Raw genomic sequence first — 16,771 nt, forward strand, 5'->3', positions numbered from 1 at the left:
ACGGTACAGCCTTGATTATCTTCGATGAACTCGCAAGCTCGGTTTGTTTGCTTCTTTATTCATCAAAGGAATAAAGAAGGCCTTGTCGTGGCAACGACGGACAGGTGGAGCGAGGGACAAAAAAAATGTCTAAAATAAATCTTCCTTTTTATTATTCACTTTTTTACTCAAAAATGAAAGTTGAGCTCAAAGATGAAAAAGGTTAACGCAAATATAGTTGTATACGTACGTAACTTTATCTAAGTTTGAATCTAAGTTTTTTTTATACATGTATCATTTAATAAACGAAACAATATCTGCTATCCGTCGTAAAATCGACGATTTTATACCCGAATTTGGAATTATATTAGGCACCGGCTTGGGTAAGCTAGTCAATGAAATTGAAATAGAGCATCAACTCATGTATGCTAATATTCCTAATTTCCCGATTTCTACGGTTGAATTTCATTCCGGTAAACTTATTTTCGGCAAGTTGAATGGTCGGAATGTGGTGGCTATGCAAGGCCGTCTTCATTATTATGAAGGATACGACATGCAGGAAATTACTTTCCCGGTACGGATTATGAAAGCTCTTGGTGTGCAGAAGCTGTTTGTGTCGAATGCGTCGGGATCTTTAAATCCGGCCATCCAAAAGGGACATGTCGGGATTATTGACGATCATATTAATCTTTTGCCGGATAATCCGCTCCGTGGGTCTAACGATGACGATTTTGGACCTCGGTTTCCGGATATGAGTACACCATATGATAAGAGGATGCTGCAGCAGGGCTTAGAGATAGCTAAAAAACTGAACGTCACGGCGCATAAAGTGGTGTATGTCGCTGCTCCGGGACCTAATTTAGAAACAAGAGCTGAATATCGGTACATGCGGATTATAGGTGGTGATATTGTCGGCATGAGTACGGTGCCTGAGGTAATTGTAGCGAATCACATGGGACTTCCCGTTTTTGCTATATCCGTGGTTACGGATGAAGGATATCATACCGATTTAAAACCTGTGTCATTGACAGAAATTGTTGCGGTAGCGGCCGAGGCTGAGCCAAAGCTTACAGCGATATTGAAGGAATTAATCGCATTGCAATAGTGTTTAATATCACTCTTCTAACTTGCATATAAACGGCAAGTTATCTAAGTTTGCTGGATAATAAATAGATTACATGAAGTATTTGATACGCATTCTTTTTAGTGTTGTGGTGTTGGCGGGCGTAACTTCGAAAGGTTATGCTCAGGTAGATGAGGAATTTAGTAGTGCGTTGGACTCGGCTCGTGCGTTGGAAGATAACAAAAAGGATTCAGTGGTCTTTAGTGCAAAATATGTGCGGTACGCTACGCTAAATATGTTGAAAAACGCATCGTATACTAAGCAGATAGATACCACACACTACAATTTTCAATATTACAATCCCCAGAATCATCCATGGAATCCTAGTATACATTTAGGATCTTATGGACTAGCAACGAGGGATCTGCTTTTTAATCCGAATAAATCTATTGGATTTCAGCCTGGTTTTCACGCATTGGAAAGGTATTTGCTGACATCTGATTCGGTAATCTATTATAGGGCCAGAGCGAGGTATTCTGAACTTTACGTAGTAGGATTTCTTTTTGATGATCAGGTGTTTAAAGCGAAATTGGCGCAAAATATAAATCCAAACTGGAATGTTGGGGTTCGGTATGACGCTACAAATACAGATGGGTATTTTTCAAACCAGACTTATGCCGATCGTAAAGGGGCTGTGTTCTCTTGGTACGAATCGCCCAATCGACGTTATAATATGCTGGTTAATGCGGCATTTAATAAAATCGATGCAACGGAGAATGGTTCGGTCATTAACGATAGTGTTTTTAGGGATAAGAATCTTTCATCGTTGCACGGTGTTCCTACTCGTTTAAGTGGGCAACAGGCTGGCCGGCCATATAATAAATGGCTGGATAACGGACTGTTTCTGCGTCAGTCATTTTATATCGGAAGGTTGGATACCTTAAATGCGGGTTTGCCTGAAATGGAAATTCACCCCACCAATGCGTTTGCACATAATTCATCTATCAGGCAGCGAAAGTATATTTTCTTTAAAAATGAAGAAGACCTGTATGGAGCTTTCCCCTTTGGGAATGCGGGCTTGGTGCAAGATACAACCAAGATTACTACGATATCTAATGAGTTTACCTATTCTTTTTATTTACGGAATAAATCGTTGTTAAAAAATGAGGCGAAACTGAATCTTGGTTTTCAAAATGACTTAATCTGGTATGAAGATAGTCTGTTAAATGATTTTTTTCAAAATAGTGCCGTTAAAGGAGATCTTAGTTACCAATTCAGTAATAAAGTAAATTTGAAATTGGCTGTAAACCAAGTTGTACTGGGAAGAAATGTGGGCGATTTTTTATATGAAGCAAATGCTGATGTATTTGTAGGGGATAAAATAGGTCGAGTTTCTATTGGGGCCTATTCGCAAAATAAATCGCCCGAAATGACGTTTTCCCGAATGAACTACACATACCACACCTGGTCGAGTAGTCTGGACAAGGAAAAGACGCAAAATCTATCGTTCAAGTACCAGAATGATAAAATCGGATTCTCCGGGAAAGCGGAATATTTTTTAATTAGTAATTACCTCTATTTTAAAGAAATGGCAAATCCGAATGACGATGAACGTTTGGAGAAGTTAATTGAACCGGCTCAATATGATAACCTTAATTTGTTGAAATTAAGTGTAGGGCAAAACTTTAGATTTGGCAATTTCCATTTGGATAATTTGGTGGTGTATCAGAAATCGGACGCGATGGATGTATTAGCAACTCCTGAACTATATACCTGGCATAGTCTTTATTACGGTGATGTCGCCTACAAAGTTCTGGATTTTAGAATAGGAGTGGATGGAAAATTTAATACACCATTTAAAACACCTTCCTATGCGATCAATGCGGGACAGTTTTATAATGATAATGTGGGGTTGGAATTTTCTACTTATCCTATTGTGGATGTATGGGCTACGGCAAATCTTAAGCGTGTAAATTTGTTTATCAGTTATAATTTTGTCAACCAACATATCTATCCCAAAGGGTATTATTCTGTGCGAAGATATCCAATGAATCCTGCAAACCTGCGTTTCGGCGTTTCTTGGAAGTTTTATGACTAAAATTTATGTAATTGTTTTTTAGTTGATTGCGTAAGGGCTGTTAAAAAATGTTTGTAAAATATTTTGAAACTAAAAATTAAGACCTATATTTGCACACGCAATTAGCAAAAGGAGAATTAGCTCAGCTGGTTCAGAGCACCTGCCTTACAAGCAGGGGGTCACTGGTTCGAACCCAGTATTCTCCACAAACAGCATCGGGAGATTAGCTCAGCTGGTTCAGAGCACCTGCCTTACAAGCAGGGGGTCACTGGTTCGAACCCAGTATCTCCCACACTAAGCATCCATTTGGATGCTTTTGTTATATATAAAATGGGGGTTTAGCTCAGCTGGTTTAGAGCACTACCTCGACAAGGTAGGGGTCACTGGTTCGAACCCAGTAATCCCCACATAAAAAGAGTTTCCGTAAGGAAGCTCTTTTTCTTTTATGGAGCTATTCAAAAACTTGATAATTTTTTAACTATCTGAAAATGATGAGTTAACAGTTGTTTTGTTTTTTTGTATACATGAAGAGAGAAGTCGATTTAGTAATACTTTCTGATGTACATCTCGGAACCTATGGATGTCGGGCACAAGAATTACTCCACTATTTGTATTCCATCAAACCTGCAAAACTGGTATTGAATGGCGATATCATGGATATCTGGCAGTTTAAAAAAAGCTATTTTCCTGATCAGCATCTGAAAGTGATTAAGTATCTGTTTGATATGGCATATCAAGGTTGTGAAGTAATCTATATTACAGGTAATCACGATGAGATGTTGCGCAAATTCACTAACATACATTTTGGTAATATCCAATTGGTGGATAAGCTGGTGCTGCATTTGGGTAATAAACGAGCGTGGATATTTCACGGGGATGTATTCGATGCTTCTATTCAACATTCCAAGTGGTTGGCAAAGTTAGGTGGGTGGGGGTACGATCGGCTTATTGGATTGAATAATTTGATGAACTGGATTCTTGTCCGATTAGGGAAGGAGAAGTACTCGCTCTCTAAAAGGATCAAAAACTCGGTAAAAAAGGCCGTTAAATTTATTTCAGATTTCGAACAGACCGCTTCGGAGCTAGCTATTGAAAGTGAATACGACTATGTGATATGCGGACATATCCATCAGCCACAAATCAGAACAGTGGTCACGAAAAAAGGTTCGTGTATATATATGAATTCGGGCGACTGGATTGAAAATCTTTCTGCATTAGAGTATCATAATGGTGAATGGGATATGTTTGGTTATGAAGAAAAAAAGGGTACACTCGGAAGATATCCGATACATGATATGCTGCTTAATTATTCATTGGAGAATATATTGGAGCGTGTGCGTGTACAAAGTCTTTAAAACCGAATGATTTCCTCAATCTGTTCGTCAATGAATTCGATTGTAATGTTGTCAGTGAATTCATTGTTATTGTTGAGTTCGTTCTGGATATGCGGAATATGAATTTTAAGAGGAAGAACATGCATCCGCATATAGTTGCAGACACCTGTAAAATGGTCAACACCTCGAATGTTGCCGTATTTTCCAGTTGCTACTCCTACTAGGATTGCTTTTTTGTGATAAAATGAAGCGGGGAATGTGCAGGCATCAATGAATACCTTCAGTACGCCCGGATAGCTGCCATTGTATTCCGGAATGATGAAAATAAATTTACGGGCGACAGAAATCTTCTCCTGTATGTGCGCAAAATCTTTACTTCTTTTGCCGTACAGGTCTGAGAAAATGATGTCGTGGGGAAGGTTACTTAACGAAAATATTTCCCATTCTTCACCGCGCCGTTGCAGTTGTTCTTGATAATATCTGGCGACCTTTAAGGAGTTGCTTCCCAATCTATTTGTTCCCGAAATAATTAAATTCATTGTGCTTTTGTAATTTATGTCTCTCAATGAATGACGATGTAAATGGTAAATCTATTTTTCGTATCTTAGCACGCTGAGTTATAAGCTCAGAAATGTTCTCAAAAATAGCAATTTTAACATCATTTAAGCATTTGGTAAGTTATTGAAATGTAAATTTGGTGCGAGAACAGCAAGTGCACATTTAATAGGTAAAGGTTCAGTATCTTATGGGAAAAATAATATCCATTGCAAATCAAAAAGGTGGTGTAGGTAAAACAACGACTTCTATTAATTTAGCGGCTAGTTTAGCGGTTTTGGAGTATAAGACATTGTTGGTAGATGCAGATCCTCAGGCAAACTCGACTTCAGGTATTGGGTTTGATCCAAGAGCTATTAAAGCGAGTGTATATGAATGTTTGGTGAATGATTTAGATCCGAAAGAAGCTATTCAAAATACAGATACTCCTAATTTAGATTTATTGCCTGCAGATATTGACTTGGTAGGTGCCGAGATTGAAATGATTAATCTGAATGAACGTGAGTATAAAATGAAAAAAATGCTCCTACAGATTAAAGACGATTATGATTTTATCATTATCGACTGTTCACCTTCATTGGGATTGATCACGATTAATGCCTTGACTGCATCGGACTCTGTCATTATTCCGGTTCAATGTGAATATTTTGCATTAGAGGGATTGGGTAAATTATTAAATACGATAAAAATTGTCCAAAACCGTCTAAATACAGATTTAGCAATAGAAGGTATTCTACTAACCATGTACGATGTTCGTCTTCGTTTGTCTAATCAGGTGGTAGAGGAGGTGCGTACACATTTCCACGACTTGGTATTTGAAACAATTATACAGCGTAATACCAGATTAAGTGAAGCTCCTAGTTTTGGGATTTCCGTAATCATGCACGATGCATCCTGTAAAGGCGCCATCAATTACCTGAATCTCGCGCGTGAGATTTTGCAAAAGAATGGTTTAGTAGAAGAAAATAAAGAACAAGCGATAGTATAGTATGGCTGCATTACAACGAAAAACAGGTTTAGGAAAAGGATTAGGAGCATTATTGCAGGATGATGTCGTGATAAATCCGAAATCTGATCAAAAGGAAGCAACAGATACAAAAACTGGGGTTCCAGCAGCAGGCAGTATCAATTTTATTAAGGTTGAACAAATCGCTGTAAACCCTTTTCAGCCGAGAACCGATTTTGATCAGGAGGCGTTACAGGAATTAGCAGACTCTATTAAGTTACAGGGGCTTATTCAGCCTATCACAGTACGGCAGGTCAGCAAAAACCAATATCAACTTATCAGTGGTGAGCGGAGACTGCGTGCTTCTAAACTTGCGGATATCACCGAAGTGCCTGCTTACGTTCGCACGGCCAACGACCAACAGATGTTGGAGATGGCACTCATCGAAAATATCCAGCGTGAAAACCTGAATGCCATCGAAGTGGCGTTGAGCTTTCAGCGTATGATTGAGGAGTGTAACCTGAAGCAGGAGGAGCTAGGTGACCGTGTAAGTAAAAATAGGTCAACAGTGACAAACTATTTACGCCTGTTGAAATTACCCCCTGCTATACAAGCTGGTATACGTGACGGTCAGATTTCCATGGGACACGCACGTGCTTTAATCAACGTAGGGGAAGTGGATAAGCAATTATTCGTTTTCCAACAGATCATTGATAAGGGGCTATCTGTTCGGATGACCGAAATATTGGTGCGTAATATTCAGCAACAGACAAAACCCAAAAAGAATCAAAATGTTGGGAAGCAATTGGACTTTCAATATCAAAAGATTGAAGACGACTTAGCTTCCAAATTTTCAACACGTGTACGTTTGAATTTGAAAAATACCAGAGGAAAAGGTGCGATAGAAATTCCATTTGATTCGGAGGATGATTTAAGCCGCATCTTAGAATTGTTAGATTGGTAATGTATAGAATCTGTCTCTTCTTTTTTGTATTCGGTTGTGCCTGTTTTTCAGCAATGGCACAAAGTGTGGATTCAACAGCACTAAAAGTGGATTCAGTGATAGTGGCTGTGGATTCTGTTATGCAGGATATAAAAAAAGAGACTAGACAGGAGCGAAGGACGAGAGAAAAGGAAGAAAAGGAGCGCGCTAAATTTTATTATAAAGATATTCTTAAAGATTCTACCCGATTAGCGATCGAACATGTGTCACGGGTAGCTTGGAAACGTTCATTGATATTACCCGGTTGGGGGCAATACACCAATGGTGGTCTCTGGTGGATCAAGGTTCCTATTATCTATGGAGGCTTTGCTGGCGCATATTTTACATTCGATTATTGGCAATGGTATTATCGAAAATTTTTGGATGAGGCGCAGTATCGGATAGACAATAATAACGCAGTCAATGACCCGGATCTAATTGGATTGTCGTTAGATGGTATTATTCGGATTAAAGACAATACACGCCGTAACCGAGATCTGACTATTCTCGCTACAGCAGGGCTTTGGGGGTTAAATGTAGTGGAAGCCTATGTGACATCTATGTTAAAAAATAGATATGATATGGGAGACGATTTAAGTTTAAAGGTGTCGCCAACCTTTATGCCTTCAGGTTATTTAGGGTATCAATCTCCACTTAAAAGCCAGTTTGTGCCAGGTATAAAATTAACCTTTAACATTCGATAGTTAGTTGGTAGAATATATTAAGGATTAGTATATTAGCGGTATAAAAATAAAGGGGTACAAAAATAAATGAACCAACACACACACTCTACCATAAAAAACACACAAGAAAGATGAAGATAGTCTTATTAGGATATGGCAAAATGGGGCAACTGATTGAAAAGTTTGCCGTGAAGAGAGGACACGAAGTTGTGCTTATTGTGGATGAAAATAATCGATCATCTATTGGTATTGAAGATTTGGAAGGGGCGGATGTAGCGATTGATTTCAGCACACCTCACGCAGCTTTGGAGAATATAGGTCTATGTTTTGAGGCTGATTTGCCACTTGTTGTAGGTACAACAGGATGGTACGATCATTTGCAAGAGGTAAAGGAAGCTTGTCTCGAATCTAAACAGTCATTGCTATACGGGTCTAATTTTAGTATAGGTGTAAATATCTTTTTCCATATCAATAAACTATTGGCCCGAGCCATTGACCCTTATAAGCAATACGATGTGCAGGTAGAAGAAATACACCATATTCACAAATTGGATGCTCCTAGTGGTACAGCGATTACGATAGCGGAGGGGATATTAGAAAATAGTTCTGTTAAGAATACGTGGGTGAATGATGTGGTTGGTGAAGGTGAAGAGGTTATTGCGAAGTCGGATGAACTGTTGATTGAAAGTCTTAGAATAGAAGAGGTTCCGGGTACACATACGGTTTTATATAGCTCGGAAGTTGATCAGATCGAATTTAAACATACGGCACATAATCGAGATGGCTTTGCATTGGGAGCAGTTATTGCTGCTGAATGGCTGCAAGGAAAGACGGGATTCTATCAGGTAACTGAAATTTTTGACTTTAATCAGGTGTTAGGAGATAGGAGTTAGTGACTGGTAATTGGTGACTGGGGTTAGTGATTAGGGGTTGGTAGTAATAATATTTTAATAAGCTCGCCTACGCTGCGGGAGGCAGGCAAGCTTAGTTTTGACTTTTGAATTTTTAATTATATGTGGTATATTATTTTTGGGGTATTAACAATAGTTGCTTTTTACGGGTTATGGTTGCTTTTCAAGAAGGCAGGTAAACAAGGGTGGGAGGCTATTGTGCCTTTATATAGAGAATATATCATGGCTCAGTTGGTTGCGAGACCAACTTGGTGGGTGATATTATTACTCATTCCGATTGTTAATATCTTCATTTTTTATGGATTATATTTAGATTTTATCAAAGCTTTTGGTAAAAGACGTTTTTGGGAAAATGCAGCCGCTGTATTAATTCCTTTTATTGTCTTACCAATGTGGGGAAGGGATCCAAATGTCAAATATTTGGGACAATCCAATACGGAAGAATTTAAGAAAAAATACCCATATAAGAAATCTGTTACGCGCGAATGGGCAGATGCGATTATTTTTGCTACAGTAGCGGCTTCTTTGATAAGAGGATTTTTGATCGAAGCCTATATGATTCCTACAGGATCTATGGAGCGATCGTTGTTAGTAGGAGATTTCCTTTTCGTGAGTAAGCTGAACTATGGACCACGTGTCCCTAATACTCCACTTGCTTTTCCTTTTGCTCATCATACTATGCCCATTATCGGAGGTAAGGCTTATTCGGAATTAGTTCATGTCCCGTACAAACGTCTGCCGGGTTTTGAGGTAATTGAGCGTAATGATGTTGTTGTTTTCAATTATCCAATGGAAGCTGATGCGCCATTTAACCGACCTGTAGATAAACGAGAGAATTATATTAAACGCGCTGTAGCTGTTTCAGGAGATGTTATAGAAATGAAGAAAGGGAAATTGATTGTAAATGGTACACCCGGATTCGGGTCTTCTGATATACAATCGGCTTATTTGATCTATACAGATGGGACGGGTCTTAACCCTCAGCGTCTTATTGATAAAAGATACGAGTTTGAGCATAGTATGGCTGAGCCCTATGTTTTATATGTGACGGATGAGGAAATAAAAGATGTAAAATCGTGGACGAATGTAGAACAGGTTATCCCGTTTGAAAATACGGCATCATCTTTCCCTCATGTAGAAGATTATGGTTGGAATTTTCACAATTTTGGACCGTTAACGATTCCTAAAAAAGGAGATGTAATTCAACTAAATACACATACCTTGCCTTTGTATAATCGGCTGATTACGGTATATGAAGGGAATACTTTAGAGCAAAGAGCAGACGGTACTTACCTTAATGGAACCAAAGCAGATAGCTATACGGTACAAATGGATTATTATTGGATGATGGGCGATAATAGGGATAATTCATCGGATTCAAGAGAATTTGGGTTTGTTCCAGAAGATCACGTTGTAGGTAAAGCCTTGTTTACTTGGTTAAGCTGGGACAAAGACGGAACTTTCTTGTCTAAAATCCGTTGGAATAGAATTTTTAGAGGTATTAAATAGGGATGTGAGTGGTGCGTATTGAGATGCGAGATTTGGCATTCAAATGCTTTATAAAACTTGCAAAGTATTCTACGCACTACCCAATACTAAGCTTTTAGCGCTGCTAAATATCGTTTGATGGTCTCCTCCAGGCCGAGGTATAACGCATCCGATATGAGAGCATGTCCTATACTTACCTCTAATAAATCGGGTATGTGTTGATTAAAATACGCCAGATTATTTAAATCCAGGTCGTGCCCCGCATTTAATCCCAAACCTACTTCACGCGCCTTTAACGCGGCTTTAAAATATGGGCTAATTGCTTTTTCCTTGTCAAATCCGTATTCCGCAGCATATGCTTCGGTATACAATTCAATACGATCAGTTCCGGTTTCGGCTGCTGACTCTACCATTTTTTCATCGGGATCTACAAAGATCGACACCCGAATGCCTTGATCTTGAAAGCGTTTTACCATATCGGTAAGGTACGCTTGATTTCTGATAGTATCCCAGCCATGGTTTGACGTAAGCTGACCTAATGCATCGGGTACCAACGTAACCTGTGTCGGTTTATTAGCGAGTACAAGGTCTACAAATTTCTGTTCTTGACAGTTACCTTCAATATTAAATTCTGTAGTGATATTAGCTTTGAGATCGTATACATCCTGATATCGTATATGCCTTTCGTCAGGTCTAGGATGTATAGTGATGCCTTCTGCTCCGAATCGTTCGCATGCTAAAGCCGTAGTCAATACGTTTGGCGTGTTTCCACCCCGAGAATTGCGAAGAGTGGCTATTTTATTGATGTTAACAGATAATTTCGTCATGATTCCTATTTCTAACTACAAACTTAGATATTTTTGTAGTTATTGTGGTAGCTCGATAACGAGAATCTTGTAAGAATTTTATAAATTGCATAGGAATATGGATGGATTAGACTTTAATTTATTAGAGGGTTTTCGGCTGTTGGATATTATAGACATCCTTTTGGTTGCTGTGATTATTTATTATATCTACAGCTTGATCAAAGGCACTATTGCTGTTAATATCCTATTGGGAGTAGGTCTTTTTTATGGTATTTATCTCGTTGTGAAACAATTGGAAATGCGGTTGTTGACCGAGATTTTCGGAGGTTTTATCTCTGTTGGTTCTATTGCACTAATTGTGGTTTTCCAACAGGAAATCCGAAGATTTTTGCTGCATATTGGTAAGAATATATCCTTAAGAAGAAAGAAATTCTTTTGGAGCTTCTTGGGGAGTAGAAGGACAACCCAGCAAGACCGTTCGGAAGAAATCAAACCCATTATAGAAGCGTGTAAAAGTATGTCAAAGTCACGGACGGGAGCTTTACTCGTGTTTTCTAAATATTTTGACGAAGAGTATTACCAAACAAGTGGCGAATATGTCGATGCTCCTGTGTCTAAAAGATTGTTAGAAAGTATATTCTTTAAGAACAGCCCCTTACATGATGGTGCTGTTGTCATAGTAGATTTTAGAGTGATGACTGCAAGTTCAGTGTTGCCCCTGTCGGACAGCGAGGATCTTCCTCCTCAATTTGGATTAAGACACCGTGCTGCGATTGGTGTTACGGAAGTCTCGGAAGCTGTCGCGGTGATTGTTTCCGAAGAAACCGGAGAAATTTCGGTCGCAAAAGACGGAAATATCAATATGAATCTTACTCCCGAAGAACTGGAAAAAATTCTACGGGAAGAGTTGTAATGTTTTACTGTTGGTTGATTATTTAGAATAAATTTTGGTGGTCACTTGTTTTTTTGAATAGAATTCATTTTTTCTTGTTTTGTAATGTGAATAAGAAAGCTATTTCTTAGATTTACATTAGATATGAACTTAATTTTGTCCTATGCATTTCGATGAAAATAATCCCTTAGATATTGTCTTGAATGACCTGTTTGAGCATTATCGCCAGAATGTCGCTGATGTCGACAACATAACCAAAGGCTTATTAGATAAGGGTGTTATTACATCTCAAGACGATATTGTTAATGATCATATTGCTTTTAGAACATTAGGTATTCCTCATTTGGGTATTCAGTCTTTTGAAAAGCTATTCTTAAAATACGGATATACTAAAAGAGACTATTACTATTTCGAGGGTAAGAAGTTGGACGCATATTGGTACTCGCCCCCAGCAGCATATTATCCGCGTATTTTCGTGTCCGAATTGAGGGTAGCGGATTTATCAGGAACTGCACAGGCTATCATTTCCCGATATACAAAAGGCATTACATCTGATCCCGTAGATGGGTTGGACTTGAAAAAGGGGAACGCAGTGGCTGATTTTTTGCAGACACCGTTGTGGGATTTGCCTACTTCGGAAGATTATCAGGCTTTACTTGCGGAAAGCGAATATGCCGCATGGGTAATATATAACCGTTATTACCTTAATCATTATACGATTAGTATTCATGAATTGAAAGATGGGTACAATACGCTGGAAGAATTCAATAGTTTTTTGACTGGTATCGGAGTGAAGCTCAATACTTCAGGGGGAGTTATTAAAACAAGTGATGATGGGTTATTACGTCAAAGTAGCACTGTCTCGGCACTCTATAAAGCGGAATTTGCGGATGGCAGGTCGTTGGAAATTGCGGGCAGCTACGTTGAATTTGCCGAACGCAGTGTCTTACCTGAGTATAAAGATATACCGAAAGAACAGATTCAACCGCATCATCGCAGGGATGGTTTTGAAACAAATAATGCGGATAAAATTTTTGAAAGTACGTATACCACGCAGATCAAAGGTTCCTAAATTGACGAATTTTGGAAGAGCTTTTATTACATCTTAAGGAATCACTTCAGGGAGATCTCTTTACGGATCAGACTATGCGTATTCTGTATGCGACGGATGCCTCTGCGTATCGGGAAATGCCTTTGGCCGTGGCTATCCCACAGACAGCCGAAGATATACAAAAGCTTATATTTTTTGCGCGAGAAAATAAAATTTCACTCATACCGCGTACCGCCGGGACTTCTCTTGCCGGACAGGTGGTGGGCTCAGGCATCATAGTGGATGTGTCTAGGCACTTTACGAAAATATTGGAAATCAATGAAGCTGAAAAATGGGTAAGGGTACAGCCGGGAGTCATTCGGGATGAACTGAATTTGTTTTTGAAACCGTATGGTCTTTTTTTTGGACCGGAAACCTCTACGGCTAACCGGGCCATGATCGGGGGAATGGTAGGAAACAATTCCTGTGGTTCAAATTCACTGATCTATAAAAGTACCCGGGAGCATGTATTGGAAATCGAAGCTTTTTTGAGCGACGGCTCTAAAGTACTGTTTAAAGATTTAAGCTTCGAAGAATTTACTGAAAAATGTAAGCATACGACACTTGAAGGAAGTTTATATGCTCAGATTCGGAGTATGCTAAGTGATTATCAAAATCAGGAACGGATTAAATCCGAATTTCCAAAGCCGTCCATTGATCGAAGAAATACAGGATATGCGATTGATATTTTAGTCGATACCGATCCTTTCACAGCAGGAGGAGATCGGTTTAATTTTTCGAAATTGATCTGCGGATCGGAAGGCACGTTAGCATTTATTACCTCGGTTAAATTGCACCTAAATGAGATTTCGCGGTACCCTTCTGGATTATTATGTGTGCATTTCTATAGTATTGAAGAAGCGTTACGCGCAAACTTGGTTGCTCTTCAGCATGGGCCACTTGTTAGCGAGCTTATGGATAATTATATTTTGTCGTGTACCAAGAGTAATATCGAGCAAGCTCAAAACCGATTTTTCGTACAGGGAGATCCTGCGGCAATCCTTATTGTGGAATATGACGGGAGGGATGAGCAAGAGATTCGACACAAAGCCGCTGAAGTGGAAACGTATATGAGGCGGGAAGGGCTAGGGTATTATTTTCCTTTGATCCTCGGTGCGGACAAGAAGAAGGTGTGGGATTTACGAAAGGCCGGACTTGGACTTTTGAGCAATACACCCGGAGACGAAAAACCAGTAGCTGTGATTGAAGATACCGCTGTTGATGTACAGGATTTGCCCGATTATATCGCTGAATTTAATCAGATTTTATCGCGATATAATTTGTATTCAGTTCACTATGCGCATGCTGCGACCGGAGAGCTACATTTAAGACCGTTGTTGAATCTGAAAACTAAAAAGGGCAATCAATTATTTAAGGAGATCGCTTTCGAGATTGCAAAACTTGTAAAAAAATACAGAGGCTCATTGAGTGGAGAGCATGGTGACGGCAGACTTAGAGGCGAATTTATTGCTTATATGGTTGGAGAGCAGAACTATCAATTACTGAAACAAATTAAACATACCTGGGATCCCTACGGCGTGTTTAATCCGGGGAAGATAGTGGATACTCCGGCAATGAACTCTTTTCTACGCTATGCTCCTGATCAACCGAACAGAACGATAAAAACTGTTTTTCGTTATGGGAGACAACATGTTCTTCAGCATGCGGAGCAATGTAATGGATCGGGGGATTGTCGCAAGTCTCATTTGTCTGGAGGAACCATGTGTCCGTCGTATATGGCTACGCGAGATGAAAAAGATACAACCCGTGCGCGGGCTAATATTTTACGGGAGTTTCTAACGCATTCGCCGAAAGAGAATCCCTTTGACCATCCTGAAATCAAAGAGGTGATGGATCTATGTCTAAGTTGTAAAGGCTGTAAGACGGAATGTCCGTCGAGTGTGGATATGGCTAAACTTAAAGCAGAATTCTTACAGGCTTATCACGATGCTAATGGTCTTCCGATACGTACACGCTTAGTGGGGTGGGTAGATAGGATAACACAGATGGCTTCTTATATGCCTGCGGTGTACAACTGGTCTGTTCAAAACCGACTGGTCGGAAAGTTTATTAAGCGTATAGTTGGTTTTTCGGAAAAGCGGAATCTTCCTTTGGTAGGCGTTATATCTTTGCGAAAATGGTTCGAGCGCCATGATAAACCTGTATATGATGGTTCACAGATAAAAAGAACTGTTTATTTCTTTTGTGATGAATTCACAAATTATAACGATGTAGAAATTGGTAAAAAAGCCATCTTGTTGTTAGAGGAATTGGGGTATGAAGTTTTAATAATAGATCACGCATTTAGTGGACGTGCGCTGATTTCAAAAGGTATGCTCCGTGCGGCAAAAAAACTAGCCAATACGAACGTGAAGGTCTTTGCTTCCCGGATTAATAGTGAAACACCGCTTGTTGGTGTCGAACCGTCTACTATTTTGTCATTTCGCGACGAATATGTTGATCTGGTGGATGAACACCTCTTGGAAGAAGCGGGAAAAATCGCACCACATGCGATGATGATAGAAGAGTTTCTTTGGAAGGAATTCGAGAAAGGGAATATATCATCTGCAGACTTCAATAAATCTCAAAAGGTCATGCTTGTACACGCGCATTGTCAGCAGAAGGCCTGGAAGCTGCAAGACTTTACGGAAAAAGTACTTTCTATACCTGAGCACTATCATGCGACATCAATCGCTTCGGGTTGTTGTGGAATGGCGGGTTCTTTTGGATACGAGAAGGAACATTTTGATGTTTCCATGCAAATAGGCGGATTGGTGCTCTTTCCTGCAATCGAAAAAAAGGAAAATGGGCAGGTGATTGTAGCGCCCGGAGCAAGTTGTAGGCATCAGATTAAGGATGGTACTTCGGAGAGGGCATACCACCCTGTGGAGATTTTATATGATGCATTAAAAAAAGAAGAAGGGACTAAAAGTATTAAGTAGGCTTCTTTTCTGTCATCCTGACTTTGGAGGGATCTAAATACTATAGATAATCAAAGCTTTAGATCCTTCACTACGTTCAGGATGACAACAAAAAAGACAAATACATTTAGCCCCCCTTTTGGAGGTATAAGGCAACCAATTACTTAGTCGCCTCGCTCAACACGCGATTATTCAATTTGATATATTCGCCATTATTGGCTTTTTCGGCAATTGTAATTCCTTCTTTCGCAGCTTGTGTTGCGCCTGCTTTATCGCCCGATTTTAAAAGAATTCTAGCTTTCCAGTATTTAATGTGTGGCGCTTTATCGTTCCCTTTATCGGCTTCATTGATCCAGTCTGCGGCTTTTTTGATGTCAAGTCCGTTATTGTAATAATATTGCGCTGCCTGGAAATATGGTTTTTTCTCCCCTTGCATAGCTTGCTCCAATGAAGCGATAATTTCAGTAGATTGATCTACTTTAATGTTAAATGCAGCTTGCGTGTTTTCCCAATTTAATGTTACGGTCGTGGAATTAGGAGTCACATCGCCGAAATTGATCGTAAATGTTTCCACTTTTTGAGATGTAACTTGTGGTTTTACATTAAAACGTACGAAATCTTCCTCTTGTTTATATTGATATGCTCCCCATTGTTGGGCATTTTTACTCAAAATGATCGTCCAATTGCTTTGATTCGGGATAGTAAATAAACCGTACGTGCCAGCAGGGACTTTATGACCTTCAATGCTTACTTCCTCTTCAAAGGTAATGACCGGAATATTATTCGCTCCTGTGCGCCATACTTCTCCATAAGGTACTAACTCTCCAAATACAACACGATTGTTGATATTTGGACGTTGATAAGTTAATGAAATCTTCTTGATCCCTACTCCTTGTGTAATAGTCTGTGTACTACTTGCTGGAGGTAGTTTTACTTGTGCATCCGCAGTTTGTAGCATGAAAAATAGTGCTGAAGCGGCGAATATGTTTAATAATGTTCTGCTCATTGTGTGTAGTTTTACAGTGAATTTAATATTTCATATAA

14 protein-coding genes and 3 tRNA genes are annotated in these 16,771 nt (G+C 39.4%); 14 read left to right on the top strand and 3 right to left on the bottom strand.

Features of this window, described 5'->3' with window-relative positions; genetic code table 11:
- The first annotated feature begins 268 nt into the window (after nucleotides 1-268).
- The 6 genes from E4F24_RS03255 to E4F24_RS03280 all read left to right on the top strand — a co-directional run bounded on the left by E4F24_RS03255 (nucleotide 269) and on the right by E4F24_RS03280 (nucleotide 4,474).
- Nucleotides 269-1,084, top strand: coding sequence for a purine-nucleoside phosphorylase (locus E4F24_RS03255; RefSeq protein WP_140937191.1), 816 nt, complete (start codon nucleotides 269-271; stop codon nucleotides 1,082-1,084).
- Between the two features lie 73 nt (nucleotides 1,085-1,157).
- A complete protein-coding gene (locus tag E4F24_RS03260) occupies nucleotides 1,158-3,140 on the top strand; it encodes a putative porin (protein WP_140937193.1) in 1,983 nt (660 codons plus the stop codon).
- 110 nt (nucleotides 3,141-3,250) lie between these two features.
- Nucleotides 3,251-3,325 (top strand) — tRNA-Val (locus E4F24_RS03265).
- 11 nt (nucleotides 3,326-3,336) lie between these two features.
- A tRNA-Val gene (locus E4F24_RS03270) sits at nucleotides 3,337-3,411 on the top strand.
- Nucleotides 3,412-3,451: 40 nt separating this feature from the next.
- Nucleotides 3,452-3,526, top strand: a tRNA-Val gene (locus E4F24_RS03275).
- Between the two features lie 117 nt (nucleotides 3,527-3,643).
- Nucleotides 3,644-4,474 (top strand): UDP-2,3-diacylglucosamine diphosphatase, encoded by an 831-nt coding sequence (locus tag E4F24_RS03280; RefSeq protein WP_140937195.1) that lies wholly within the window; start codon nucleotides 3,644-3,646, stop codon nucleotides 4,472-4,474.
- Here the strand turns inward: E4F24_RS03280 and E4F24_RS03285 are convergent.
- The gene (locus E4F24_RS03285) at nucleotides 4,471-4,992 is read right to left on the bottom strand and encodes an NADPH-dependent FMN reductase (RefSeq protein ID WP_140937197.1); all 522 of its coding nucleotides are present in this window, start codon (nucleotides 4,990-4,992) and stop codon (nucleotides 4,471-4,473) included. The two genes, E4F24_RS03280 and E4F24_RS03285, sit on opposite strands and share 4 nt — an antisense overlap.
- A gap of 206 nt (nucleotides 4,993-5,198) precedes the next feature.
- Between E4F24_RS03285 and E4F24_RS03290 the strand changes: the two genes are divergently transcribed.
- From E4F24_RS03290 to lepB, 5 genes are all read left to right on the top strand, one after another.
- Entirely contained in the window at nucleotides 5,199-5,996 is a 798-nt protein-coding gene (locus E4F24_RS03290; protein ID WP_140937199.1) for a ParA family protein, read from the top strand.
- A 1-nt stretch (nucleotide 5,997) separates the two neighbouring features.
- On the top strand, nucleotides 5,998-6,918 hold the full coding sequence (locus E4F24_RS03295; RefSeq protein ID WP_140937200.1) for a ParB/RepB/Spo0J family partition protein: 921 nt from the start codon (nucleotides 5,998-6,000) through the stop codon (nucleotides 6,916-6,918).
- Nucleotides 6,918-7,640: a DUF5683 domain-containing protein gene (locus tag E4F24_RS03300; protein WP_140937202.1), complete on the top strand. Its 723-nt coding sequence runs from the start codon at nucleotides 6,918-6,920 to the stop codon at nucleotides 7,638-7,640. Before E4F24_RS03295 ends, E4F24_RS03300 begins: the two co-directional genes overlap by 1 nt.
- A gap of 110 nt (nucleotides 7,641-7,750) precedes the next feature.
- Entirely contained in the window at nucleotides 7,751-8,512 is a 762-nt protein-coding gene (gene dapB / locus E4F24_RS03305; RefSeq protein ID WP_140937204.1) for a 4-hydroxy-tetrahydrodipicolinate reductase, read from the top strand.
- A 120-nt stretch (nucleotides 8,513-8,632) separates the two neighbouring features.
- Nucleotides 8,633-10,039 carry a signal peptidase I gene (gene lepB, locus E4F24_RS03310; RefSeq protein ID WP_140937206.1) on the top strand — a complete coding sequence of 469 codons (1,407 nt, stop codon included), beginning with the start codon at nucleotides 8,633-8,635 and terminating at the stop codon, nucleotides 10,037-10,039.
- A gap of 86 nt (nucleotides 10,040-10,125) precedes the next feature.
- On the opposite strand, the gene E4F24_RS03315 is transcribed toward lepB, so the two are convergent.
- Nucleotides 10,126-10,845 carry a pyridoxine 5'-phosphate synthase gene (locus E4F24_RS03315; protein WP_140937208.1) on the bottom strand — a complete coding sequence of 240 codons (720 nt, stop codon included), beginning with the start codon at nucleotides 10,843-10,845 and terminating at the stop codon, nucleotides 10,126-10,128.
- Nucleotides 10,846-10,942: 97 nt separating this feature from the next.
- On the opposite strand from E4F24_RS03315, the gene cdaA reads away from it, so the two are divergent.
- The 3 genes from cdaA to E4F24_RS03330 all read left to right on the top strand — a co-directional run bounded on the left by cdaA (nucleotide 10,943) and on the right by E4F24_RS03330 (nucleotide 15,748).
- Nucleotides 10,943-11,737, top strand: a complete 795-nt coding sequence (cdaA, locus tag E4F24_RS03320) for a diadenylate cyclase CdaA (RefSeq protein WP_140937210.1) — start codon at nucleotides 10,943-10,945, stop codon at nucleotides 11,735-11,737.
- A gap of 142 nt (nucleotides 11,738-11,879) precedes the next feature.
- Nucleotides 11,880-12,788, top strand: a complete 909-nt coding sequence (locus E4F24_RS03325) for a DUF1338 domain-containing protein (protein WP_140937212.1) — start codon at nucleotides 11,880-11,882, stop codon at nucleotides 12,786-12,788.
- Between the two features lie 11 nt (nucleotides 12,789-12,799).
- Nucleotides 12,800-15,748, top strand: coding sequence for an FAD-binding and (Fe-S)-binding domain-containing protein (locus tag E4F24_RS03330; protein ID WP_140937214.1), 2,949 nt, complete (start codon nucleotides 12,800-12,802; stop codon nucleotides 15,746-15,748).
- Between the two features lie 139 nt (nucleotides 15,749-15,887).
- Here the strand turns inward: E4F24_RS03330 and E4F24_RS03335 are convergent, their stop codons facing one another.
- Nucleotides 15,888-16,733, bottom strand: coding sequence for a DUF2911 domain-containing protein (locus tag E4F24_RS03335; protein WP_140937216.1), 846 nt, complete (start codon nucleotides 16,731-16,733; stop codon nucleotides 15,888-15,890).
- Nucleotides 16,734-16,771 lie beyond the last annotated feature (38 nt).

The sequence above is a fragment of the Sphingobacterium lumbrici genome, from assembly GCF_006476045.1.
Taxonomy (GTDB): domain Bacteria; phylum Bacteroidota; class Bacteroidia; order Sphingobacteriales; family Sphingobacteriaceae; genus Sphingobacterium; species Sphingobacterium lumbrici.

What these genes read in the sequence shown, in the direction of transcription:
- E4F24_RS03335 (WP_140937216.1), bottom strand. Translation starts at nt 16,733, where the DNA reads ATGAGCAGAACATTATTAAACATATTCGCCGCTTCAGCACTATTTTTC.
- E4F24_RS03295 (WP_140937200.1), top strand. Translation starts at nt 5,998, where the DNA reads ATGGCTGCATTACAACGAAAAACAGGTTTAGGAAAAGGATTAGGAGCA.
- cdaA (WP_140937210.1), top strand. Translation starts at nt 10,943, where the DNA reads ATGGATGGATTAGACTTTAATTTATTAGAGGGTTTTCGGCTGTTGGAT.
- E4F24_RS03315 (WP_140937208.1), bottom strand. Translation starts at nt 10,845, where the DNA reads ATGACGAAATTATCTGTTAACATCAATAAAATAGCCACTCTTCGCAAT.
- E4F24_RS03325 (WP_140937212.1), top strand. Translation starts at nt 11,880, where the DNA reads ATGCATTTCGATGAAAATAATCCCTTAGATATTGTCTTGAATGACCTG.
- E4F24_RS03290 (WP_140937199.1), top strand. Translation starts at nt 5,199, where the DNA reads ATGGGAAAAATAATATCCATTGCAAATCAAAAAGGTGGTGTAGGTAAA.
- E4F24_RS03255 (WP_140937191.1), top strand. Translation starts at nt 269, where the DNA reads ATGTATCATTTAATAAACGAAACAATATCTGCTATCCGTCGTAAAATC.
- lepB (WP_140937206.1), top strand. Translation starts at nt 8,633, where the DNA reads ATGTGGTATATTATTTTTGGGGTATTAACAATAGTTGCTTTTTACGGG.
- dapB (WP_140937204.1), top strand. Translation starts at nt 7,751, where the DNA reads ATGAAGATAGTCTTATTAGGATATGGCAAAATGGGGCAACTGATTGAA.
- E4F24_RS03260 (WP_140937193.1), top strand. Translation starts at nt 1,158, where the DNA reads ATGAAGTATTTGATACGCATTCTTTTTAGTGTTGTGGTGTTGGCGGGC.
- E4F24_RS03285 (WP_140937197.1), bottom strand. Translation starts at nt 4,992, where the DNA reads ATGAATTTAATTATTTCGGGAACAAATAGATTGGGAAGCAACTCCTTA.
- E4F24_RS03280 (WP_140937195.1), top strand. Translation starts at nt 3,644, where the DNA reads ATGAAGAGAGAAGTCGATTTAGTAATACTTTCTGATGTACATCTCGGA.
- E4F24_RS03300 (WP_140937202.1), top strand. Translation starts at nt 6,918, where the DNA reads ATGTATAGAATCTGTCTCTTCTTTTTTGTATTCGGTTGTGCCTGTTTT.